Source organism: Cellulomonas soli, assembly GCF_013409305.1.
In the GTDB taxonomy this organism is placed as follows: Bacteria; Actinomycetota; Actinomycetes; order Actinomycetales; family Cellulomonadaceae; genus Cellulomonas; species Cellulomonas soli.
In genome coordinates this window covers 2,843,549-2,865,566 of the sequence record NZ_JACBZJ010000001.1, presented here as the reverse complement: position 1 = coordinate 2,865,566, position 22,018 = coordinate 2,843,549, and the positions used below count along the sequence as shown (strand labels likewise).

Below are 22,018 nucleotides of genomic sequence, written 5' to 3'. Positions count from 1 at the left end.
GACGAGCCCCGGGGAACGCCCCGACAATAGCACCGCTGCCTGCTGCCCGGTGTCGGGTGCGCGGAGCCAAGTCAGCCCAGCGCCGACGCCTGTGCGCCGGTGACGTCGACCGGGAGCGGGAGGATGCGCCAGCCGGTCATGGCACCACCGAACGCCGCGTCCACGGCGTCGTCCGCGTCCGTGGTCACGGTGCCGTCCGGAGCCGCGCCGGTGCGGCGGGCCAGCACGAGCACGGTCGGCCCCGCACCCGAGACGACCGCGGCGACACCGCGCGCACGGAGCGCGTCGACGAGCGCGAGCGAGTCCGGCATCACCGCACGGCGGTACTCCTGGTGCAGGCGGTCCTGCGTCGCCGGCAGCAGCAGGTCGGGCCGGCGGCCGAGCGCCTCGACCAGCAGTGCCGCACGCGAGGCCTGGAACGCCGCGTCGGTGTGCGGCACGGTGGTCGGGAGCACGCCGCGCGCCGTCCGCGTCGACAGGTGCACCGAGGGGACGATCGCGACGGGCACGACGTCCGGGTGCACCGCGAGGGCCGCTGCCCGTACCACCGAGGGCGCACCGGCGGGTCCGTCCTGCGTCCAGGCGACCGTCGCGCCACCGAGCAGGGCCGGCGCCGCGTTGTCCGGGTGCCCCTCCATACCCGTCGCCAGGTCGAGGACCACGTCGTCGTCGAGCACCCCCGGCTCCGAGACGAGCGCACGGGCAGCCACCAGCCCGGCGACCACGGCCGCGGCGGACGAGCCGAGCCCGCGGCCGTGCGGGATCCGGTTCCGGCAGATCAGGTGCAGCCCGGCCTGCGGGGCACCGACGTGGTCGAGCGCGACCCGCAGGGCCCGCACCACCAGGTGGCTCTCGTCGTCGGGCACCTGGCCTGCGCCCTCACCCGTGACCTCGACCCGCACGCCCGGGCCACCCAGCGCCCGGACCTCGAGCTCGTCGTGCAGGCCGAGGGCCAGGCCGAGGGCGTCGAAGCCGGGACCCAGGTTCGCGCTCGTCGCAGGGACACGGACGCGGACGTGGTCCGCACGCAGGCGCACCGCCATCCGCCCTACAGGCCGAGGGCGTCGGCGATGGACACGACGTCCGCCGTGACCCGCAGCGGGGTGACCTCGCTGCCGTCCGGCGTGCGCAGCGCCCACTGCGGGTCCTTCAGGCCGTGCCCGGTCACCGTGATGACGATGCGTGCACCCGAGGGAACCCGGCCCTCGTCCGACAGGCGCAGCAGACCCGCCACGCCGGCGGCGGACGCCGGCTCGACGAACACGCCCTCCTGGGCGGACAGCACCCGGTGCGCGGCGAGGATCTCCTCGTCGGTCACGGCCTCGATGAGCCCGCCGGAGACGTCGCGCGCCTGCTCGGCCTGCGTCCAGGAGGCGGGGTTGCCGATCCGGATGGCCGTGGCGATGGTCTCCGGCTCGGTGATCGGGTGACCCGCCACGATCGGGGCGGCACCGGCGGCCTGGAAGCCCCACATGGCCGGGGTCCGGGTCGCGACCGCAGTGTGCGCCGCACCGGCGTCCAGACCCGCGTACTCGCGGTAGCCGCGCCAGTAGGCCGTGATGTTGCCGGCGTTGCCGACGGGCAGCACATGGATGTCGGGCGCGTCGCCCAGCACGTCGACGACCTCGAACGACGCGGTCTTCTGCCCCTCGATGCGGTCGGGGTTGACCGAGTTCACCAGCTCGACCGGGTGGGCCTCGGCGAGCTTGCGGGCGGCCACGAGGCAGTCGTCGAAGTTGCCGTCGACCTGCAGCAGGCGGGCACCGTGCGCGACGGCCTGGCTGAGCTTGCCCATCGCGATCTTGCCGTCGGGCACGAGCACCGCGCAGACCATGCCGGCGCGCGTGGCGTAGGCGGCGGCCGACGCCGAGGTGTTGCCCGTCGAGGCGCACACCACGGCTCGGGCACCGCGGTCGGCCGCGGCCGAGATCGCGGTCGTCATGCCGCGGTCCTTGAAGGAACCGGTCGGGTTCATGCCCTCGACCTTGAGGAACACCTGCGCACCCGTGCGCTGCGAGAGCACCGGCGCGGGGACGAGCGGCGTGCCGCCCTCCCCCAGCGTCACCACGGTGCGACGGACGTGCTCGGGCAGGCGGTCGGCGTACTCGGCGATGATGCCGCGCCACTGGTGGGCCATCAGGCTCCTTCGACTCGCAGGACGGAGATGACCCGACGCACGACGTCGAGCCCCTCGATCGACTCGACCGTGCCGCGCAGCGCGCGTTCGGTCGCGGCATGCGTGGTGATGACCAGCCGGGCGATCTCCCCGGCGGCCAGCGCGTTCTCGAGCGCGTCGTCGCCGACCGGCGTCTGCCGCACGGCCTCGATGGACACCCCGTGCTCGGCCAGCACCGCCGCGACCTGCGCGAGCACCCCCGGGCGGTCGACCACGTCGAGGCGCATCTGGTAGCGGGTGCGGGCCGCCTCGGCCGGCAGCACGGGCAGGTCGGCGTAGGAGGACTCGACCGGACCCCGGCCACCCAGCACGCGGTGACGGGCGACCGAGACGACGTCACCGAGCACCGCGGACGCAGTCGGCGCACCGCCCGCGCCACGGCCGTAGAACATGAGCTCGCCGGCGGCCTCGGCCTCGACGAACACCGCGTTGAACGCCCCGCGCACACCGGCCAGCGGGTGCGAGGCGGGCACCAACGCGGGGTGCACCCGGACCTGCACGCCCGGGGTGCCGTCCTCGGCCTCGCCGCGCTCGGCGATGGCGAGCAGCTTGAGCACGTGACCGGTGCGGGCGGCCCACGCGACGTCGTCGGCCGTCAGGGCGGTGATGCCCTCGCGGTCGACGTCGTCGAGCGAGACGCGGGTGTGGAACGCGAGCGAGGCGAGGATCGCGGCCTTCGCAGCGGCGTCGTAGCCCTCGACGTCGGCCGTCGGGTCGGCCTCGGCGTAGCCCAGGGCCTGCGCCTCCTTGACGGCCTGCTCCAGGTCGAGCCCCTCGGTGGCCATCTTGTCGAGCACGTAGTTGGTCGTGCCGTTGACGATGCCCAGCACGCGCCGGATCCGGTCGCCGACGAGCGACTCGCGCACGGGGCGCACGATCGGGATGGCGCCGGCGACGGCGGCCTCGAAGTACAGGTCCACGCCCGCGGCGTCGGCGGCCGCGTACAGCGTCGGACCGTCCTGCGCGAGCAGCGCCTTGTTGGCGGTGACGACCGCGGCGCCGTGCTCGATGGCCCGCAGGATCAGGCCGCGCGCCGGCTCGATGCCGCCCATGACCTCCACGACGACGTCCGCCCGGGTGACCAGGCCCTCGGCGTCGGCCGTCAGCAGCGCCGGGTCGACGACCGGGTCGCGCTCGACGCTCGTGTCGCGCACGGCCACCCCGACGAGCTGCAACGGCGCCCCGACCCGGGCGGCGAGGTCGTCCGCCTGCGTCGTGAGCAGCCGCACGACCTGCGTGCCGACCACGCCGCAGCCCAGCACGGCGACGCGCAACGGCGCGTGACGGTCACCCTGGGGTGCGGTTGCGGTCACGGCTGTCCCTCTCGACGAACGGATGGGCACGCGCGACGTCCGGACGACGGGTGCGGGTGCCGGGCCCAGGATAGAGGCCGACCCCGGCGCACGGGCCCGTGTCCGGACGCTGGTCGGCAGGGACGGGACCGGCCGGTTCAGCCCTGGTCGAGCGCCAGCAGGTCCTCGACCGTCTCGCGCCGCACCAGCACGCGCGCGGCGCCCTCACGCACCGCGACGACGGGCGGGCGCGGCACCAGGTTGTAGTTCGAGGCCATCGACCGTCCGTACGCACCGGTGGCCGCCACGGCCAGCAGGTCGCCGGCCTGCACGTCACCGGGCAGCTGCACCTCGTGCACCACGATGTCGCCGCTCTCGCAGTGCTTGCCGACCACACGGGCCAGGACCGGTTCCGCGGTCGAGACCCGGTCGGCCAGCACCGCGTGGTACTGCGCGCCGTACAGGGCGGGCCGGATGTTGTCGCTCATGCCGCCGTCGACCGAGACGTACGTGCGCACCCGGCCGTCGTCGAGCCGCACGGGCTTGACCGTGCCGACCGCGTAGAGCGTGAGCCCGGCAGGCCCGGCGATCGACCGGCCCGGCTCGATCGAGAACCGGGGCAGCGGCGTGCCGAGCTCGGCGGCCACCGCCTCGACCGAGGACGCGACCTCCTTCGCGATCCGGTCGGGGTCGAGCGCGACCTCACCGGGCAGGTAGGCGATGCCGTACCCGCCGCCGAGGTCGACCTCGTCGACCAGCACACCGGTGCGCTCCGCGAGCTGCGCCCGCAGCGTGAGCACCGCGCGTGCCGCCACCGTGAACCCCGACGGGTCCAGGATCTGCGAGCCGATGTGCGAGTGGATGCCCAGCAGCCGCAGCTCGGGGCGGGCCAGCACCGCCAGCAGCGCGGTCATCGCCGGAGAGTCGCCCGGCTCCCCGTCGACCCCGGGCGCACCGCGGGCGATGGACAGACCGAACTTCTGGTCCTCGTGCGCGGTCGAGATGTACTCGTGCCCACCGGCGTGCACACCCGTGGTCACCCGGATCATCACCGGCGCGGGCTCTGCCCCACGTGCCCGGGCCGCCGCGGCCACCCGGTCGATCTCGACGAGGGAGTCCACGATGATCCGGCCGACGCCCGCCTCGAGCGCGACCTCGATCTCCGCGTCGGACTTGTTGTTGCCGTGCAGCCCCAGGTCGACCCCGGGCACACCGGCCCGCAGCGCCGTGGCCAGCTCTCCGCCGGTGGACGTGTCGACCCGCAGGCCCTCCTCGTGCACCCACCGGGCGACCGCGACCGACAGGAACGCCTTGCCGGCGTAGTAGACGTCGACCCCGGTGCCGACCTGCGCGAACGCCTGCTCGAACGCCTCGCGGTAGTGCCGCGCGCGACGGCGCAGGTCCGCCTCGTCGAGCACGTACGCCGGGGTCCCCTGCTGCGCGGCCAGCGTGCGCACGTCCAGGCCGGCCACCCGCAACGCACCGTCGTCGCCCCGGGTCACCCCGGTCGACCACGGCTCACCCAGGCTCACATGCGCTCCGGCGCGCTCACACCCAGCAGCGCCAGACCGTTGGCCAGCACCTGGCGGGTGGCGTCGTTGAGCCACAGGCGCGTGCGGTGCACGTCCGAGACCTCCTCGTCGCCGAAGGGCGTGACCCGGCGCTGGTCGTACCACTTGTGGTAAGCCCCGGCGAGCTCCTCCAGGTAGCGGGCCACCCGGTGCGGTTCGCGCAGCTCGGCGGCCTGCGCCACGACGCGCGGCAACTCGGCGATCTGACCCAGCAGCACCGACTCCGTCTCGTGGTCCAGCAGCGAGGCGTCGAAGCCGTCGGTGCGGCGCACCCCGGACTGCGCGGCGTTGCGCGCCACGTTGACCGTGCGGGCGTGCGCGTACTGCACGTAGAACACCGGGTTCTCGTTCGTCGCGCGGGTCAGCAGGTCCAGGTCGAGGTCGATGCTCGAGTCGGCCGAGGAGCGCGCCAAGGCGTACCGCGCGGCGTCGACACCGACCGCGTCGACCAGGTCGTCGATCGTGACGACCGTGCCCGCACGCTTCGACATCCGCACCGGCTGCCCGTCGCGGACCAGGTTGACCATCTGGCCGATCAGCAGCTCGAGGTTCTCGTGCGGGGTGTCGCCGAACGCCGCGCAGACGGCCATCATCCGGCCGATGTACCCGTGGTGGTCGGCGCCCAGCATGATCAGGACGCGGTCGAACCCGCGCTCGCGCTTGTCCAGGTAGTAGGCGATGTCGCCGGCGATGTAGGCGGCGTTGCCGTCCGACTTGAGGACCACACGGTCCTTGTCGTCACCGAAGGCCGTGGTGCGCAGCCACGTCGCGCCGTCCGCCTCGAAGATGTGCCCGAGCTCGCGCAGCCGCGCCACCGCACGCTCGACCGCGCCCGACTCGTACAGCGAGTCCTCGTGGAAGTACACGTCGAAGTCCACGCCGAAGTCGTGCAGCGACTGGCGGATCTCGCCGAACATGAGCTCGACACCACGTGCCCGGAAGACCTCCTGGGCCTCCTCGTCGGGCAGCGTCTTCGGGTCCGGCTGCCCGTCGGCCAGCGCGATCGCGGTGACCCGCTCGGCGATGTCGGAGATGTACTGCCCGCCGTAGCCGTCCTCCGGCGCGTCCAGCCCGCGGGCGCGGGCCAGCAGCGAGCGCGCGAACCGGTCGATCTGCGCACCGTGGTCGTTGAAGTAGTACTCGCGCTCGACCTGCGCACCCGAGGCCGCCATGACACGGGCCAGGCTGTCGCCCACGGCCGCCCACCGCACACCACCGATGTGGATCGGGCCGGTCGGGTTCGCCGAGACGAACTCCAGGTTGATCCGCAGGCCCGCGAACGTGTCGTTGTTCCCATACGCGGCCCCCTGCTCGACGACCGAGCGGGCCAGCTCGCCGGCGGCGGCCGCGTCGAGCGTGATGTTGAGGAACCCGGGGCCGGCCACGTCGACCTTCGCCACACCGGGGAAGTCCGCCAGGCGGCGCGCCAGCTCCTCGGCGAACGCACGCGGGTTGGTGCCCGCCTTCTTCGCCAGCTGCATCGCCACGTTCGACGCCCAGTCGCCGTGCTCGCGCTGACGGGGTCGCTCCACCCGGACCTCCGCCGGGACGTCCTCGACGGCGAGGGCGAACGTGCCGTCCTCGACGGCGGACAGCAGGGCGGCACGCAGTGCCTGGGAGAGCTCAGCGGGAGTCACCCGACAAGGGTAGGGGAACCTCGACGCGCGCCCTTCGCCGTCGTGGTTGACTGCGGGTCATGCCCGCACACCGAGACGACCAGGCATGACGCGCCGCACCGGGCTGATCGACACCACGGTCGGTGAGCTGCGCTCCCGCATCGTCTCCGGCGAGTGGCCGGTCGGCTCCCGGATCCCGCCGGAGCCCGCACTGGTCGACCTGCTGGGCGTCGGGCGCAACACCGTCCGCGAAGCCGTGCAGTCCCTCGTGCACGCCGGGCTCCTGGCCCGCCGGCAGGGCTCGGGCACGTTCGTCCTCTCGACCTCCGAGATGGCCGTCACCATGGGCCGGCACATCGCCGAGGCCCGTCAGCGTGACGTCATCGAGGTCCGGCGCGCCCTCGAGCTCGAGGCCGCACGCCTGGCCGCCCGCCGCCGCTCCGCCGAGGACACCAACGCCCTGCTGCGTCGCCGCGACGAACGCGCCGCCGCCTACAAGGCCGGCGACCTCGAGCGCATGGTCTCCACCGACCTCGACCTGCACCGGCTCATCGTGCGCACCGCAGGCAACCCCGTGCTCAACGGCCTCTACGAGAACCTGCTCGACGCGATCGGCGAGAACATCCGGTTCAACTTCGTCACCGACACCCACGGGCACGACGCCCACGACGGCCTCGTCGACGCGATCGTCGCCGGTGACGACGCACTCGCGGTCGAGGAGACGTCCCGGTACCTGTCGGCGCTCCTCGGGGAACGCTGATCGGCTGGTAGTGTCGTGCACCGCGCAGGTCCGCTCAGGCGGTCGGCGTGAACGCCCGCGTAGCTCAGTGGATAGAGCGTCTGCCTCCGGAGCAGAAGGTCGAAGGTTCGAGTCCTTTCGCGGGCACCCATCACTGCAGGTCAGAGCGTTGCCTCGGACAACGCGCTAGACACGTGCCAGAACTTCTGAGGGTCTGGCCCCCTAGAACCTCGCGGTGCTCGGACGCGTCACGGCCGCAGGATCGCCTTGAGATCACCGCGGCGCACCCGCACGAGTCGGCGCCCCACCCTGACCGCCGCGCCTCAGGGGACGCGGATGCCAGCTTGATTGCACGCCTGCAGGCGGTCGGCACGCACCCCTGAGGGGTCGTCGAACTGCAGCGGTGTGAGCACGTTCCGAGACCACCCCTCGAAGTCCTCAGGTGGAAGTGGAGTGAAGTCACCCCACGAGCGCAAGGCTTGCTCGGCATCGAGGACGCGCTCGAACGCGTCGGCGTCGTATGCATCGAGGTACTCGCTCTCCCAGATGCAGAGCCACGTGAAGTCGGCGACGACCGCGCCGATCCCCGTCTCGGCGACGACGGGCTCGGTCGGCTCGAGCTGCGGCGGAACACCATCGGGATAGTCCACGCCTTCGGGCAGCGCCGGGAGGGAGTCGATCTCGCGGGCGTACTCGGCGTATGCGCGTCCCTCGGTAGTCCGCGGTCCTGGCTGCAGCAGGGCGACCGCCGGAGGCGTGACCGCCGAGACATCGACTGCCGGCGTACCAACGGTCGTCTCGTCCGTGCTAGCGGTCGAACCCGTAACTGCGAGCGCGATTGCGGCGCCGGCCGCGGCGACGACGACCGCGACAGCACCGCCAGGTCGCAGCCATCGGTGTCGGCTCGCCGGTTCCGGTCCGGCGGCCATGCCGAATGCCTCAGCAGCCAGGTCCTCAGGGGATCCGAACTCTGAGAGCAGCCTTCGGGCGTACTCGTCGGTCGCATTCAGCGGCACCGTTGCGCGCAGGTGCTCCGCAACTTCCCCGAACAGGGTTTCACGACGGTCGATCGGAGCGTGCGCAGAAGCCTGGCCGAGGCGCCGAAGGTACTCGGTCACGAGTGGGTGGTCAGTCAACGCGTCTCCTCGGTGGCGCCTTCGTGGACGGCGCTGTCAGGCGCCCGCGTCAGGAGCGCGTCCACCGTGCTCGTGAAGCGGGACCACTCACCGATGAACTCCTCCAGACGCGCCAGGCCGGCAGGCGTCGGCTCGTAATAGCGTCGGGAGCGGCCGCTCTCGATCTCTTCCCACGCTGTTCGGATCAGACCTGCCTCGCTCAGGCGGGTCAGAAGCGGATAGACGGTCCCTTGGCTCGTCAAGAGCCGTCCGCCTTGGTCGAGCTCCTTCACTATCTGGAGCCCGTAGCGGGGCCCTGTGGCCAGAAGCGCCAAGATGCACGGGCCTATGACGCCACGCCTCAGCTGACTGGTGCTGCTGTCGTCCATGCCACGCACGATATCTTGTGCCGCAAGATCGTCGCGGTCGTTTCGTAGGGAGGTCTCTAGCAAGCCGGCGCCAGAGGCGCCCTTCGCCAAGTAGCGACCGCGAGCGGGCTGAGATGATCGCCCGGGAAGCTGCGGGGTGCCGACGAGAGCGACCGAGCCAAGTCATGGACACGGATCTGGGAGCGCTGATGGATGACCCGACGATCCTCACGTCCGTCGACGAGTACGCGGGTCAGACCCAGGTCCAGATCGCGGCGACACAGCTCGGACCGGCGTTCTCCACAGCCCAGGCACGGCGGATCGTCACCGACTGGGCCGACTTCTTCGAGGCCGGGCCGTCGCCGATCGAGGACCTTCAGTTCGTCACTCGTACGCCGAAGCGACTCTTCGACGCACTCGCCCGGCAGACGCAGCTTCGCCGACTCACCCTGAAGTGGGGCGACTATGACGACCTGCATGCGCTCACGGGCATGGCGGACCTGCTTGAGCTGCGCCTCCGGGGAGCATCGAACGTGCGATCGATCGACCCCCTGGCGGAGCTGACCTCAGTCGAGACCTTGGAGATCGACGCCCTTCGCCACGCTCGTGTCCTCGACGCGATCGGGGCGATGACCTCGGTGCGCGACCTGGAGCTGGGCGGCGACTGGATGTCGATCCGGGTCGCCCACGTCGACTCGATCGGCTTCCTTGCCGCGATGCAGAATCTGGAGCGCCTACGGCTCCACACCATCGTCGTCGACGACGGTGACTATTCGCCGATCGTGTCGCTGCCGCGGCTGAGGTCCCTGCGCGTGATGGGCACGCGCGGGATGACACCCACGCTCGAGGCACTCCAGGCGTTGACGGCATGGGACGGCCTCGACCCGTGATACCTCTCGCGGTGCACGAGCCTCCTTGCCGACGCTCGGACAGTTCACGAGTGTCGACCCGATCGAAGGCGGGGCGGACAACGGGTACAGCTACCCCACCGACCCAAACAGCCAATTCGACCTCGACGGGAAGAAGATCAACTGGGGAGAGATCGGCGACGTGCTATCGATGGCATCGGTCGTAACGGCATTCTGCCCGCTGCCAACATGCCAAGCGGTGACAGTCGCCTTGGGCGCCGCCTCCCCCTCTCTGATTGCGGCGTGATGCAAGCGCCTTCGCTATGCTCGCTGCGTGAATGACAACGAGTGGACAGAGGCGGTCGAGGGACTGGCTCGAGCGACGGACCGCATTGGGTTGCTTGTCCGCTGTCTGGCTCTGCCCGAGCAGCTCAGCAGTTGGCGTCAGAACCACGACGAGTTCTCGGGTGGCGACGCATCCAACGCGTTGGACCAGGCGGCCGGTCTCCTGGTCGAGCTGCGCGACGGGGGTGCGCGGGACTTGCTGCAGTTGGTAGAGGGACTACGGGCCGAGCTTCCGACGCCCTGGGAATAGCGCTCAGCGCAGCGGACTCAGCCAGCAGCCGCTTGTGGGGTCTCGCATCTGGTCGCGGTTCGCGCGCTGACGCGTGGCGGCTCTGCCGTTGGCGCGATCGGGGTGCTCGCGAAGAATCCGATGGTAGGCGGATGCACCATCACGCACGGCGCTCTCGGCGCCGGACCGGGCCGCCCGGAGCAGAGCGTTCGGCATCGCATCGAAGAGGGCAGGAACCATATGCCGAACCTGGAATCGCCGGCACGCTGCCGTCGCGGGAATCTCCCTCGCCTCCAACTCGCTCTCCTTCCAACATCAGTACGTTCGGTAAGGACATGATCTCGTGAACGAGCTACGGGACAATGAGGCAGGGGAACCCGTGCACCTCATGGAGGTGACCGCCCTCACATTCATCAGCGCAGGAGCGGCGATCGCCGCCATCTTTGTTGGACTTCTGGCTACTTCTGGTGAGTTCAGCTGGCTGAAGGCGACGCTCATCCTCGCCGCATGCCTCGCGGCCGCCTTCGCACTCCGCCCACCGGAGGTTCTGACGGTCGACGCAACCGCGATCACCCGGAGAACCGTCTGGCGCACAACCGTCCTGCCATTGACAGACGTTGTCGCCATAGAGAGGGACTGGGTCCTGAAGTCGGGGAATGAGATCCGAATTCACGGGCCGAACGTCGTGATGACGATCACAACGCTCGACGTAGACACGGTGCGTTTTCGTTTGGCACTGGCGGAGGGCCTCTCGGGCGTTGGATCGCCACTGATCAAGGAACTGAGAGTCAGAACGATCCTTGGCGTCGAGGCCCGGTAGCCGCGCGCCCGATTCGTCGCCTCGACCGCGAGCGAGCCGGTGATCGTCACGTTCGTCGACGAGCGCAAGGACCGTTCGGGGCGAGCCGATCTGCAAGGACCTGCAGGCAGCCCCGAGCACCTATGCCGCACACCAGGCCCGGTCGCCGTCGACCCGGTCGCTGAGCGACGCCGCCACCCTGCAGGTCATCGCCGAGGTCACCCGACCAGCAGCGTGCGCAGGTAGACGCGGTTCCCGTCGGGGTCGGCGACGACCAGGTTGCGGGCGCCCCACGGACGGGTCGTCGGCGGTTCGAGGACCTGGACCCCGAGGCCGCGCAGCCGTTCGTGCTCGGTGTCGACGTCGTCGACCGTGAACGCGATGACGAGGCGCTGTCGGCCCTCGGGCTCGGTGGAGTCGTCCCGCTGGATCGAGATCTGCAGGCCGTTCTGCTCGAACGTCTGGTGGACGGGGTCGTCGCCGTCGCTCGGGGTGCCGAGCAGGTCGCGGTAGAAGGCGGCCAGTCGCGGCACGTCGCGGGTGAGGAAGCAGACCTCGGCGAGGTCGACGCTCATGCGCCGTGCCCCGATCCCCCGGGCCGCCGCATCGGCAGGTGCGGGATGCCGTCCTCCTCGAAGGGCTCGCCGTCCACGACGAACCCGAACCGGGCGTACCAGGCCGCCAGGTGCGCCTGGGCGTCGAGGACGATGCTCGCGGCGGGGTCCAGCTGGGTGCAGCGATCGACCGCCCGTCGCATGAGCTCGGCGGCCACCCCGCGTGACCGGGCCGCCGGGGCGGTCGCGACCCGTCCGATGCGGAGGGCGGCCGGCTCGTGCAGCACACGCACGGTCGAGACGACCTCGTCGCCGTCGGCCGCCCACAGCAGCTCGGCACCGGGTTCCAGGTCGCGGCCGTCCAGGTCCTCGTACGCGCAGTCCTGCTCGACGACGAAGACCTGCACGCGCAGGCGCAGCACGCGGTACAGCACGTGCGGGTCGAGGTCGGCCAGCGGTGCGCGGTGGTAGGTCGGTGTCACGCACGGTGACGCTACTGCGTGGCGCCGTGGACGCGGCGCGCGTCAGCTGATCCGGCGCCGGTAGGCCGACATCGCGAACAGGTAGGCGACGACGAGGATGCCGACGCACCAGGCGAGGGCGACCCAGATGTCGCTGCCGACGGGCTCCTGGGCGAACAGCGCCTGGATGGTGTCGACGATCGACGTGACCGGCTGGTTCTCGGCGAAGGCCCGTACGGGGGCCGGCATCGTGTCGGTGGGGACGAAGGCCGAGCTGATGAACGGCAGGAAGATCAGCACGTAGGAGAAGCCTGCGGCACCGTCCACGGACTTGGCGGTCAGACCGGCGATGACGGCGGCCCAGGTCAGCGCGAGGGTGAACAGCACCAGGATGCCGGCGACGGCGAGCCAGGCCGCGGGCCCGGCCGAGGTGCGGAAGCCCATCGCGAGGCCGACGAGCACGATGATGACGACCGTGATGGCGTTGGCGGCCAGCGAGGTCAGCACGTGCGCCCACAGCACGGACGAGCGCGCGACCGGCATGGAGTGGAACCGTTCGAAGATCCCGCTCTGCAGGTCCGTGAACAACCGCACGGCCGTGTAGGCGATGCCGGACGCGATGGCGATGAGCAGGATCCCCGGGAGCAGGTAGTCGACGTAGCTGTCGGTGCCCGTCTCGATCGCCCCGCCGAAGACGTAGACGAACAGCACCATGATGGCGATCGGGGTGACGGCGGTCGTGATGATCGTGTCGACGCTGCGGGTGATGTGCTGCATCGAGCGACCCGTCAGGACGGCGGTGTCGGCGACGACGTGGGTGGCGCTCATGACTGCTCCTTCCGTGCTGCTTCGTCGGTGCTTGCGGTGCTTGCGGTGCTTCCCGTGCTGCTGGCGCTGCCGGTGCCCACGAGGGCGAGGAAGACGTCCTCGAGGCTCGGCTGCTTCTCCACGTACTCGACGGTCGCCGGCGGGAGCAGCGCCTTGAGCTCGGCGAGGGTGCCGTCGGCGATGATGCGACCCTCGTGCAGGATCGCGATGCGGTCGGCGAGCTGCTCGGCCTCCTCCAGGTACTGCGTGGTGAGCAGGATCGTGGTGCCCTGCTCGGCCAGCTCCTGGACGATCTGCCACACCTCGAGCCGCGCCTCGGGGTCGAGGCCGGTGGTCGGCTCGTCGAGGAAGATCACGCTCGGCCGCCCGACGAGGCTCATGGCGATGTCGAGCCGGCGGCGCATGCCTCCGGAGTACGTCGCGACCCGGCGCGCGGCGGCCTCGGTGAGGCTGAACCGCGCCAGCAGGTCGTCGGCGATCCGGCCGGGGTCCTTCAGGTGCCGCAGCCGGGCGACGAGCACGAGGTTCTCCCGGCCCGAGAGGATCTCGTCGACCGCGGCGAACTGCCCGGTCAGGCTGATGGACTCCCGGACTCGCAGCGCGTCCGCGGTGACCTCGGCCCCGTGGACGGCGGCCGTGCCCGCGTCGGGGCGCAGCAGCGTGGACAGGATCCGGATCATCGTGGTCTTGCCGGCGCCGTTCGAGCCGAGCAGGGCGAAGACGGAGCCGGTCGCCACCTCGAGGTCCACGCCCCGCAGGACGTGCAGCTCGCCGAACGACTTCTCGATGCCCTGCACACGGATGGCCGGTTCCCGGCCCCGTGCGTTCGTGGATGTGCTGGTCATGGGTGTCACCTCTTCCGCTGGACGGGTGGACGTGCGGGATCTGGTGGAGCTGGCGGGGCCGGCGGGGCCGCCGGCGTGTGCTCAGCGGGCGCGCTGGACGGTGATGGAGCCGGACCGGGTGCGTGCTCGCACCGCGACGGACTCCTCGCCCGCCTCCGGGGCGCGGTCGCCGTCGAGCCGGTTGCGCACGTGCCCGTCCCGGGACGACAGGTCGAGCCATGCAGGCACACCGGGCCGGACGCCGATGGTGACCTGGCCGTACCCGCTCTCGACCTGGACGGAGCCGGTCGTGACCTCGTTCAGCTCGATGGCGCCGTAGGCGGTCTTCGCGGTCACGGAGCCCAGCGCCTTCTCGATCTCCAGGTCGCCGTAGGAGAGCTTGGCCTCGACGTCGCCGCCGGACTCCCCGATCCGGACGGAGCCGTGGGAGGCCTTGAGCAGCGCGTCGCCCGTGACGGCGCCCAGCCGGATCTGGCCGTGGTCGGCGATGATCTCGCACCCGCCGTCGACGGTGCCCGCGGTGACGTTGCCGTGCGAGGCACGCACCCACAGGTCGCCGACGGCGTCGACGTCCACGGGCCCCGTCGAGTTCTTGATCCGGGTGGCACCCAGGCGGCCGACGGTCCGCAGGCCGCCGACGGAGATCTCGGCGGTGAACCGTGACCCCGACGGCAGCTCGACCCGTACGTCGACGGACTCGGTCGGGCCGATCCAGCTGAGCCGGGGCTTGGGTCCCGTGACGGTCAGCCGCCGGCTGTCGAGGTCGAGGTCGACCTTGGTCTCCTCCGCGCCTCGGCGGTCGACGGCCCGGGAGGGGTTGGTGGGCGTCACCGTGACGACCGTGTCCGTGCGGTCGGTGGCGATGACGTCGATCGCGCCGACCGGCAGGTTGATGGCCAGGTCGATCGGGGTGGGGGTCTGGTACGTGGGCATGCTGGTCTCTCCCCGTGTCTGGGTGTGCTCGCCCGGCCCCGCGGGTCGCGTGGCTGGTGGGGCTGCTGGAGGTGGTGGGGTGTGGCCGGGCGGTCAGCGCGCCCAGCCGGCGAAGCTGTCGCCGGTGCGCAGCGCACGTTGCGCGGATCGTCGCTGCTTGGGCTGGAGCGCAGCCGCGACCGCACGGACCAGCCAGGTGTTGACGGACAGCCCGTCGGCCGTCGCCGCCTCGTCGACCCGCGCCTTGAGGGCGTCGGGCAGGCGCAGGGTCGTGCGGGAGGTGCTCACGTCGTCGAGGTCGAGGGGGGCCGGCTGCTGGTCGTCGTCGGCGGGCTCGCTGCTCGACTGGGCGACGACGAACTCGACCTCGCGGCCGCGCAGCCGCAGGTCGACCGAACCGGGTGCGAGGTCACGGGTGATCTCGCCGGCTGCCGCCGACAGGACGTCGAGCAGCACGAGCCGGACCGCGGAGTCGAGCCCGGCGACGAGCCGTTCGGCGACCGCGCGGGTCTCCTCGGTGCCGTTGTCCGCGGCGTCCACCAGCTGACGCTGGAGGTCGGTGACGTACTGTCCCAGTTCCATGGCACCAGCCTGACACCACGATGGTGTCAGGTCAACCCCTTGTGGTGTCAGATCTCGTCAGAGTGGTGTCACCTGCGCGTCCGAGGAACCCATGCCCCGCTCGCGCCGCAGTCGCCTACTGCGTGGAGCAGGCCGTCAGCAGCGTCGACGTGGCCGCGCTCAACGCGTCGGCGTCGACCGGCTCCGGGGCCGTGTCGTCCTGACCCTGCGCCGCCCGGTCCACCTCGTACGGCGTGGTGAACACCTCGAGGGCGTCGACGACCTCCTGGTCGTCAGGGGCGCCGGCGCGCAACGACTCGACGTAGCCGGTGGCGACGTCCCGCTCGGCGGCCGTCACCTCGCCACCGCCGATCACCGCGGTGGCGAAGTCGGTGTAGTCCGCGACCCCGGCGATGAGCCGGGAGCAGAAGTCAGGGTCGGACTGCACGAGCGGCTCGGGCTGCGTGCACCCCGCGAGCGCACCCACCGCCAGGAGCACGAGCACCGCGCGGCGCCTCACGACGACCCCCGCGGTCGCAGCAGCACCGGGTCGGCCAGCACCCGCACCGAGCGCACCCGGTACTGCGCGCACCAGGCGAGCAGCTCGGTGAGCAGGGCCGCGACCACCACGACGAGCACGAGGAGCACCGGCGCGGCGACCACGCCCATCGCGGTCCACGTGCCCAGCAGCACCTGGCGCACCGCGAGCGCGACCAGCAGCACACCGCCGACGGCCGCCACGATCCCGCCCAGACCGATCAGGTGCTCGGCCAGGAAGCGCCCCGGCCGACGACGACCGCGTCGCACCTGGCCGACGTGCGCGACACCCAGGAGCACCACGAGCGTCACCGACCAGGTCAGGACGACGGCGTACGGGAAGCGGACGGGTTGCGCCACGACCATGACCGACCAGCCGACCGACGACCCCACGAACACCGACAGCGCGGACCACGACGGGGCGTCGAGGTGCGCCAGCTCGCGGCCGCGGGTCAGGCGCGCCGCCGTGGCGAGCCGGGTGCGCGGCACCCGCACCAGCGCCGCCAGGAGCAGACCCGGACCGAGCGCGACCACGACGGTCACCGCCAGCGCGGCCACGACCAGGCCGTTCACACCCGCACCTCGTCGCTCGACACGGCCGCGCGCTGGTGCGGCACCTCGTCGCGCGAGCCGCCACGCCGCGACCGCACGGGCTGGACGGGCGCCACGGGCTCGGTCGGCGGCGGGGTCTGCCGCGCCGCCTCGATCGCCAGGACCAGCTCGTCCAGCTCCTGCTCGCTGTCGCCGAAGCCGAGGGCCACGACGAGCACGTCACCGTCGAGCACGTGCACGTAGCCGTGCGCCGCCCACATCTCGGTGGTGCGCTGCTCGACCTCCCCCGGGTCGAGCACGACGCGCACGCACGAGCGGGAGAACAGCCCGATGAACGCCGAGTGCCCGTCGAGGATCGTCTGCTGGCCCGTGGAGGTGTCGACCGTCAGCGACTCGATCGGGCCCTCGAGCCGCACCCCGGCCGGGCTGATCGCACGGATCTGCATCAGGCACCCGCCGGCGGCAGCTGGGCGACGTACAGGAACTCCGCGTCGTCGCGGTCGTCGTAGCTGCCCTCGCAGATGCCCTCCAGCACGTCGAGGCTGGCGGCCAGGTCGGCGACCACACCCGGCTCACCGGTGTAGCGCTCCGAGACGACGAGCCGCTGCGCGAGGTAGTTGCGGATCATCCTCGCCCGCCGGACCGTCTTGCGGTCGGCCGCCCCCAGCTCCTCCAGCCCGACGATCGCCACGATCTCCTCGATCTCGGAGAACCGCTGCAGGCAGGCGCGCGCCGCCGTGGCCACCTGGAAGTGACGGTGGCCGACGAGCGTCGGGTCCAGGCCCCGCGAGGTCGACGCCAAGGGGTCGATCGCCGGGTAGATGCCCGACGCCGCGACCGCCCGGGACAGCACGACCGTCGAGTCCAGGTGGGCGAACGTGGCCACCGCGGACGGGTCGTCGATGTCGTCGGCCGGGAGGAAGACCGCCTGGATCGAGGTGATCGCGGCCTTCGTGGTCGACGCGATCCGCTCCTCGAACCGGCCGATCTCGGCCGCCAGCGTGGGCTGGTAGCCGCCGATGATCGGCGCCTTGCCCAGCTGGGTCGACACCTCGGCCCCGGCCTGCAGCATGCGGAACACGTTGTCGACGAAGAACAGCACGTCGCGGCCGGCGTCGTCACGGAAGTACTCCGCCGCGGTGAGCCCGGCGTAGGCCGCCTGGATCCGCACCCCGGGGGCCTCGGACATCCGGCCCAGGACCATCACCGTCGACTCCAGCGCCCCGGACTCGGTCAGCTCGCGATACAGCTCGACACCCTCGCGGCCGCGCTCGCCGACGCCCGCGAACACCGAGACGCCGCCGGTCGTGCCGATGCTGAGCATGAGCTCCTGGATGAGCACCGACTTGCCGACGCCGGCCCCGCCGAACAGCCCCGCCTTGCCGCCACGCAGGATCGGGCACATCACGTCGATCGCACGGATGCCCGTCCGGATGATCTCGCGACGGCTGGACAGCTCGGCCAGCGCCGGGGCGGGCCGGGCGATCGGACGCAGCTCGCTGAACTGCAGCGGACCGCGGTCGTCGGTCGGCGTACCGCGGGCGTCCAGACGACGTCCGAGCAGCCCGTCCCCCACCGGGAAGCACATCGGCGCACCGGTCGTCAGCACCTCCTGGCCGCGCCGCACACCGCTCGTCTCGCCGATCGCGTTGGCCCGCACCGTGTCCAGCCCGACGTGCGCGACGACCTCGGCGGCATAGGTGCCCGACGGACCCGTGTACTCCAGCGCGGCACCGATCTCGGGCAGCTCCTGGTTGGCGAACAGCGCATCGAGGATGAACCCGTTGACGCCGGTGACCGTGCCCCGACGCACGGCGGTGGACTGCTCAGTCATCACGCGCTCCCCTGGTCGTGCGGCGTCCACGGACGGCCTGCTGGCTGCTCAGGACGTCCAGCAGCTCGGCCGACTCGGCGGCCATGCGGACCTTGCGGTAGTGCCGGCGCCGCTCGGTCAACGAGTCGCGCAGCGCGCGCTTGGACAGGTTCGTGGTCATCCGTCGCATGCCGTACTCGGAGGCCACCGCGTGCCGCACCCACGCGAACAGCTGCCCGATCGCGTAGGTGTCGACGAACTGCGCGAGCACCTCGGCAGGTTCGAGCTCGAAGTCGACCACGGGGGCGTGCACGTCGGTCGGCCGCGGCGGCGGCAGGTGCAGCGGGTAGAGCTGGACGACCCGCGCCGCGAACGTCACCACGTCCTCGTAGTGGGTGTAGGCGACCAGGACACGGCGGTTGAGACCCGAGCGGACCCGGTCGACCGCCGCGGCGGCCAGGCCCGCGACCGTGACGACGTCGACACGCTCCAGCGCCAGGTCGTACGACCCCAGGACCGCCTGGTGACGCTCGGCGAGGTAGCGCAGCCCGCGGCTGCCGATGACGAGGTAGTCCGCCTCGTCGACGGCACCGGCAGCACCCTCGGCACCCTCGACACCTCCGGCCCGCTCGGCCTGCTCGGCCCGCTCGGCCTGCCGACGCTTCTCCAGCGCCGCGAAGACGTCCTGGTTGTACGAGCCGCACATGCCCATCGACGAGGTGATCAGCACGACGAGGTCACGACGACCCTGCCCCTCGGCCTCGACCGAGTACCGCAGCTCGCCGTGCTCGGCGATCTCCGCGATGGAGTGCAGCACCGCGTCCGTGTACGCCCGGACCGCGTCGACCTGCCTGCGCAGCTCCGGCAGGTGCACCATGGCCAGCAGCTCGAACGCGTGCACGACCTGGCTCGTCGCCTCCAGGGAGTCGATCTCGTCCGACAGCGCCTTGAGCGCGGTCGTGCTCATCCCAACCTCGCCCGCGCGGCCTCGACGACCGCGCGCAGGAACTCCAGATGCGGTTCGGCCAGCCGGTCGATCTGACGGATCGAGTCCTCGAAGTCCGGGTAGTCCTCCGACTCGTTCGCGACCTTGACCAGCAGGTCGCGCATCACGGCCATGTCCCAGACCGGAAGCGCCGCGAGGACGCCCTCCTGCAGGGCCCAGAGCAGGACGACCAGCTCGCCCAGCCGGACGGGCTGCCAGGCCCGCTGCGCCAGGACCGCACGGATCGCACGGGCGGCGGCGACCTGACCACGCTGGGCCTCGCTCAGCGCGTTGTCGTACATGAGCATGGGCTTGAGGTCCTCGTAGGCCGCGAGGACCCGGCGCAGACCGCCGGTGAGCCGGGCGACCACCGGGTACTGCGCGTCCCGGCCGATCCGGGACACCGAGGGGCCCAGGTCGATCGGGGGCATCTGACCCTCGTTGGCCAGCGTCGTCGACAGCGCGATCTGGCCGTCGGTGATCGACATGACGTTCGAGGCGATGTACCCGGTCAGGTCGCCGGAGAGCGTGTCGACGAGGGCCAGCATGGTGATCGACCCGCCGCCCCGCTCCTCGGTCATCTGCGCGCCACGCTCGAGCAGGCTGCCGTGCAGGTAGAACACGTCGCCCGGGTAGGCCTCGCGCCCCGGGGTGCGTCGCAGCAGCAGCGCGATCGACCGGTACGCGTCGGCGTGCGCCGTGAGGTCGTCGAAGACCAGCAGCACGTCCTCACCGGCGTCCCGCAGCTGCTCGGCGAGGGCTGCGGCGTAGTACGGGGCGAGGTAGATCTCCGTGAGCGAGGCGTCCGCCGGCGCGAGGACGACGGTCGTGTACTCCATCGCACCGCGCACGCGCAGCTGGTCGCACAGGACCGAGACCTCGCTGATCCGCGAGCCGAGCGCCACGTACAGGCACCGCACCCGCTTGCCGCGCTGGTTGACGATGATGTCCATGACGAGCTGGGTCTTGCCCGTGGCCCTGTCCCCGAGGATCTGCTGACGCTGCCCCTTGCCGATCGGCGTGACCGCGTCGATCGCGACGATGCCGGTCTCGAGCGGGCGGTCGACCCGCGCGATCGCGCTCAGCGCGGGCGGTTCGGCGAACGCGGCGCGACCGACCGTGCCGCTCAGGCGGCGACCGCCGTCCACCGGCGCCCCCGAGCAGTCCAGGACCCGCCCGGCGATGTCACCGCTGACCGTCGCGGTGAACAGCTCACCGGTCAGCTCGACGGTCGAGCCCTCCTTGACCGCGTCCCTGCCACGGGACAGCACGCCGATGCCGACGAAGTCCTCGGTGAGCAGGACGACCACGCCGCGGTGCGTGCCGTCGATCAGCACGACCTCGTTGAGGCGCGCCCTGAGCAGGCCGGAGCAGAACACCACGCCGTCGGCGACCTCCGTGACGGCACCGAGCTCGCCGTACACGTCACCGAACCCGCCGAGACCGGCCTGGGAGAGATCCACGAGGTTCGTCACACGCTCACCTGCCTCATCAGACCCGGGTGCCCGCCGTCCCACGCCGAGGTGGTCGCGAGCTGACGCAGCGACAGGTCGACGTAGCCGAGCTCGGAGTCGACGACCACACCCGCCAGCAGGTGGCGGTCGACCTCGCAGCGTGCCGCCGCATCCGCGCCGGCGTCGGCGAGCAGCCGCCGGACCGCCGGCAGCCCGTCGCTGCTGGGCACCCGGACCACCGGACGGGCGCCGCTGCGTGCCAGCTGCGCGCACCGCCGCAACCTGTCCACCAGGTCCTCGACGTCGGCATGGCCGTAGCGGTGCACCAGGACGGGGGCCGAGTGCCGGAACTGCTCGTCGCACCCCGCCAGCAGCCCCAGGCCGGCGAGCAGCTCGCCCGCCTCCCGGGGCGAGGCGCTGCGGGCGAACACCCGGGTGCGCAGACCGAAGTCGCGTGCCCGGCTCAGGAAGAGCTCGGCGGAGGCCAGGTACGAGTCGACCTCCGGCAGGGTCAGCGCCGCCAGCAGCGCGGGGATCTCACGGAAGGGCAGCGCCAGGCTCGCGATCCGGGTGTCGACGATCCGCTGGTGCGTCTCGATGGCCTCGCGGAACAGCGCCTCCTCGGCGTCCAGGTAGCGCGGCACGAGGTCGTCGAACAAGGACTCGAGCTCGGCACCCGACTGCCCGGCGACGCCACCGACGACCCGGCCGGCGACCACGGCCCGCTCACGCAGCCCGTGGACCTCCTGCTCGAGCACCTCGGCGCGGTTGGCCGCGTAGACCGCCGCGGCGCGCTCCCGCTCGCCGGCCTGCTGCGCCTCCTCGAGCCTGGCGAGGGCGTCCTCCAGCTGCTGGGTGAGCTCACGCTGCGCCGTGGACGCACCGGCGTAACCCGCACGGAAGAAGGCCAGGTCCGCGTCGTGCGCGCGGTCCACGGTGTGCAGCAACCGGCGCGCGAGGCCCGTCGCGGCCAGCGCGGTCACGGCGAGCACGAGGACGACGACCAGCTGCGTCGTCAGGTCGCTCACGTCACTCGCCTCCCGGTCCGCCGCGCGGCTCAACCGACGAACGGGTTGAGGTAGAGCAGGACGACGGCGATGGCCAGGGCGAACAGCATGAGCACGACCATCGTGACCAGGCCGATGATCAGGACGTTCATCACGACGCTGCGCGCGTTGGGGTTGCGGCCCAGGGACTCGATCGCGCGGGCCACCGCATGGCCCTGCCCGATGCAGGCGCCGAGCACACCGAGACCCACGACCAGTGCCGCGCCCAGCACGCTGGCCGCGACGACGCTCTCGTTCATGCTCGCCCTTCCACCTCGTCCGTCCGGGGGGTGCCCCGGACACCTCCCTATCGGCCGGGGCACGACGGATGATGAGACGACCGATCGGGCG

26 protein-coding genes and 1 tRNA gene are annotated in these 22,018 nt (G+C 71.8%); 6 read left to right on the top strand and 21 right to left on the bottom strand.

Annotated features, from left to right (window positions below; genetic code table 11):
• Positions 1-71: 71 nt before the first annotated feature.
• The 5 genes from thrB to argS all read right to left on the bottom strand — a co-directional run bounded on the left by thrB (position 72) and on the right by argS (position 6,676).
• On the bottom strand, positions 72-1,037 hold the full coding sequence (gene thrB, locus BKA22_RS13230) for a homoserine kinase (RefSeq protein ID WP_146953754.1): 966 nt from the start codon (positions 1,035-1,037) through the stop codon (positions 72-74).
• 11 nt (positions 1,038-1,048) lie between these two features.
• Positions 1,049-2,137, bottom strand: coding sequence for a threonine synthase (gene thrC, locus BKA22_RS13225; protein ID WP_146953755.1), 1,089 nt, complete (start codon positions 2,135-2,137; stop codon positions 1,049-1,051).
• Positions 2,137-3,489, bottom strand: coding sequence for a homoserine dehydrogenase (locus tag BKA22_RS13220; RefSeq protein WP_146953756.1), 1,353 nt, complete (start codon positions 3,487-3,489; stop codon positions 2,137-2,139). Before BKA22_RS13220 ends, thrC begins: the two co-directional genes overlap by 1 nt.
• Positions 3,490-3,626: 137 nt before the next feature.
• Complete coding sequence (lysA, locus tag BKA22_RS13215; RefSeq protein WP_179561779.1) at positions 3,627-5,000, bottom strand: diaminopimelate decarboxylase; 1,374 nt, start codon at positions 4,998-5,000, stop codon at positions 3,627-3,629.
• Positions 4,997-6,676, bottom strand: coding sequence for an arginine--tRNA ligase (argS, locus tag BKA22_RS13210; protein WP_146953758.1), 1,680 nt, complete (start codon positions 6,674-6,676; stop codon positions 4,997-4,999). Before argS ends, lysA begins: the two co-directional genes overlap by 4 nt.
• Before the next feature lie 85 nt (positions 6,677-6,761).
• Here argS and BKA22_RS13205 point away from each other — a divergent pair, with 85 nt between their 5' ends.
• The gene (locus BKA22_RS13205; RefSeq protein ID WP_146953759.1) at positions 6,762-7,415 is read left to right on the top strand and encodes a FadR/GntR family transcriptional regulator; all 654 of its coding nucleotides are present in this window, start codon (positions 6,762-6,764) and stop codon (positions 7,413-7,415) included.
• Positions 7,416-7,468: 53 nt separating this feature from the next.
• A tRNA-Arg gene (locus tag BKA22_RS13200) sits at positions 7,469-7,541 on the top strand.
• A 176-nt stretch (positions 7,542-7,717) separates the two neighbouring features.
• Here the strand turns inward: BKA22_RS13200 and BKA22_RS13195 are convergent.
• Entirely contained in the window at positions 7,718-8,512 is a 795-nt protein-coding gene (locus BKA22_RS13195; protein ID WP_146953760.1) for a DUF1700 domain-containing protein, read from the bottom strand.
• A gap of 14 nt (positions 8,513-8,526) precedes the next feature.
• A complete protein-coding gene (locus BKA22_RS13190) occupies positions 8,527-8,898 on the bottom strand; it encodes a PadR family transcriptional regulator (protein ID WP_146953761.1) in 372 nt (123 codons plus the stop codon).
• Between the two features lie 164 nt (positions 8,899-9,062).
• Between BKA22_RS13190 and BKA22_RS13185 the strand changes: the two genes are divergently transcribed.
• The 4 genes from BKA22_RS13185 (at position 9,063) to BKA22_RS13170 (ending at position 11,119) form a co-directional block, all read left to right on the top strand.
• Positions 9,063-9,767: a leucine-rich repeat domain-containing protein gene (locus tag BKA22_RS13185; protein WP_146953762.1), complete on the top strand. Its 705-nt coding sequence runs from the start codon at positions 9,063-9,065 to the stop codon at positions 9,765-9,767.
• Positions 9,768-9,792: 25 nt separating this feature from the next.
• Positions 9,793-10,032, top strand: a complete 240-nt coding sequence (locus BKA22_RS13180) for an RHS repeat-associated core domain-containing protein (RefSeq protein ID WP_146953763.1) — start codon at positions 9,793-9,795, stop codon at positions 10,030-10,032.
• Between the two features lie 27 nt (positions 10,033-10,059).
• Complete coding sequence (locus BKA22_RS13175; protein WP_146953764.1) at positions 10,060-10,320, top strand: hypothetical protein; 261 nt, start codon at positions 10,060-10,062, stop codon at positions 10,318-10,320.
• A 322-nt stretch (positions 10,321-10,642) separates the two neighbouring features.
• A complete protein-coding gene (locus tag BKA22_RS13170) occupies positions 10,643-11,119 on the top strand; it encodes a hypothetical protein (RefSeq protein WP_146953765.1) in 477 nt (158 codons plus the stop codon).
• Positions 11,120-11,316: 197 nt separating this feature from the next.
• On the opposite strand, the gene BKA22_RS13165 is transcribed toward BKA22_RS13170, so the two are convergent.
• The 14 genes from BKA22_RS13165 to BKA22_RS13100 all read right to left on the bottom strand — a co-directional run bounded on the left by BKA22_RS13165 (position 11,317) and on the right by BKA22_RS13100 (position 21,927).
• A complete protein-coding gene (locus BKA22_RS13165; RefSeq protein WP_146953766.1) occupies positions 11,317-11,673 on the bottom strand; it encodes a VOC family protein in 357 nt (118 codons plus the stop codon).
• Positions 11,670-12,134, bottom strand: coding sequence for a GNAT family N-acetyltransferase (locus BKA22_RS13160; RefSeq protein WP_146953767.1), 465 nt, complete (start codon positions 12,132-12,134; stop codon positions 11,670-11,672). Before BKA22_RS13160 ends, BKA22_RS13165 begins: the two co-directional genes overlap by 4 nt.
• A gap of 42 nt (positions 12,135-12,176) precedes the next feature.
• Positions 12,177-12,941, bottom strand: coding sequence for an ABC transporter permease (locus BKA22_RS13155; protein ID WP_146953768.1), 765 nt, complete (start codon positions 12,939-12,941; stop codon positions 12,177-12,179).
• Complete coding sequence (locus tag BKA22_RS13150) at positions 12,938-13,786, bottom strand: ABC transporter ATP-binding protein (protein ID WP_146953769.1); 849 nt, start codon at positions 13,784-13,786, stop codon at positions 12,938-12,940. Before BKA22_RS13150 ends, BKA22_RS13155 begins: the two co-directional genes overlap by 4 nt.
• 81 nt (positions 13,787-13,867) lie before the next feature.
• Positions 13,868-14,719, bottom strand: coding sequence for a DUF4097 family beta strand repeat-containing protein (locus BKA22_RS13145; RefSeq protein ID WP_146953770.1), 852 nt, complete (start codon positions 14,717-14,719; stop codon positions 13,868-13,870).
• A gap of 93 nt (positions 14,720-14,812) precedes the next feature.
• Complete coding sequence (locus BKA22_RS13140; RefSeq protein ID WP_146953771.1) at positions 14,813-15,301, bottom strand: type II toxin-antitoxin system HicB family antitoxin; 489 nt, start codon at positions 15,299-15,301, stop codon at positions 14,813-14,815.
• Between the two features lie 115 nt (positions 15,302-15,416).
• Positions 15,417-15,800: a hypothetical protein gene (locus BKA22_RS13135; RefSeq protein ID WP_146953772.1), complete on the bottom strand. Its 384-nt coding sequence runs from the start codon at positions 15,798-15,800 to the stop codon at positions 15,417-15,419.
• Positions 15,797-16,390 carry a hypothetical protein gene (locus tag BKA22_RS13130; protein ID WP_146953773.1) on the bottom strand — a complete coding sequence of 198 codons (594 nt, stop codon included), beginning with the start codon at positions 16,388-16,390 and terminating at the stop codon, positions 15,797-15,799. Before BKA22_RS13130 ends, BKA22_RS13135 begins: the two co-directional genes overlap by 4 nt.
• Complete coding sequence (locus tag BKA22_RS13125) at positions 16,387-16,815, bottom strand: ATP synthase subunit epsilon domain-containing protein (RefSeq protein WP_146953774.1); 429 nt, start codon at positions 16,813-16,815, stop codon at positions 16,387-16,389. Before BKA22_RS13125 ends, BKA22_RS13130 begins: the two co-directional genes overlap by 4 nt.
• Entirely contained in the window at positions 16,815-18,203 is a 1,389-nt protein-coding gene (gene atpD, locus BKA22_RS13120) for a F0F1 ATP synthase subunit beta (RefSeq protein ID WP_146953775.1), read from the bottom strand. The genes BKA22_RS13125 and atpD overlap by 1 nt, the downstream gene beginning before the upstream one ends.
• On the bottom strand, positions 18,196-19,149 hold the full coding sequence (locus BKA22_RS13115; RefSeq protein ID WP_146953776.1) for a F0F1 ATP synthase subunit gamma: 954 nt from the start codon (positions 19,147-19,149) through the stop codon (positions 18,196-18,198). The genes atpD and BKA22_RS13115 overlap by 8 nt, the downstream gene beginning before the upstream one ends.
• Complete coding sequence (locus BKA22_RS13110) at positions 19,146-20,642, bottom strand: F0F1 ATP synthase subunit alpha (protein ID WP_179561778.1); 1,497 nt, start codon at positions 20,640-20,642, stop codon at positions 19,146-19,148. The genes BKA22_RS13115 and BKA22_RS13110 overlap by 4 nt, the downstream gene beginning before the upstream one ends.
• Complete coding sequence (locus BKA22_RS13105) at positions 20,639-21,649, bottom strand: hypothetical protein (RefSeq protein ID WP_179561777.1); 1,011 nt, start codon at positions 21,647-21,649, stop codon at positions 20,639-20,641. The genes BKA22_RS13110 and BKA22_RS13105 overlap by 4 nt, the downstream gene beginning before the upstream one ends.
• Before the next feature lie 29 nt (positions 21,650-21,678).
• Entirely contained in the window at positions 21,679-21,927 is a 249-nt protein-coding gene (locus BKA22_RS13100) for an ATP synthase subunit C-like protein (RefSeq protein WP_146953778.1), read from the bottom strand.
• Between the last annotated feature and the right edge of the window lie 91 nt (positions 21,928-22,018).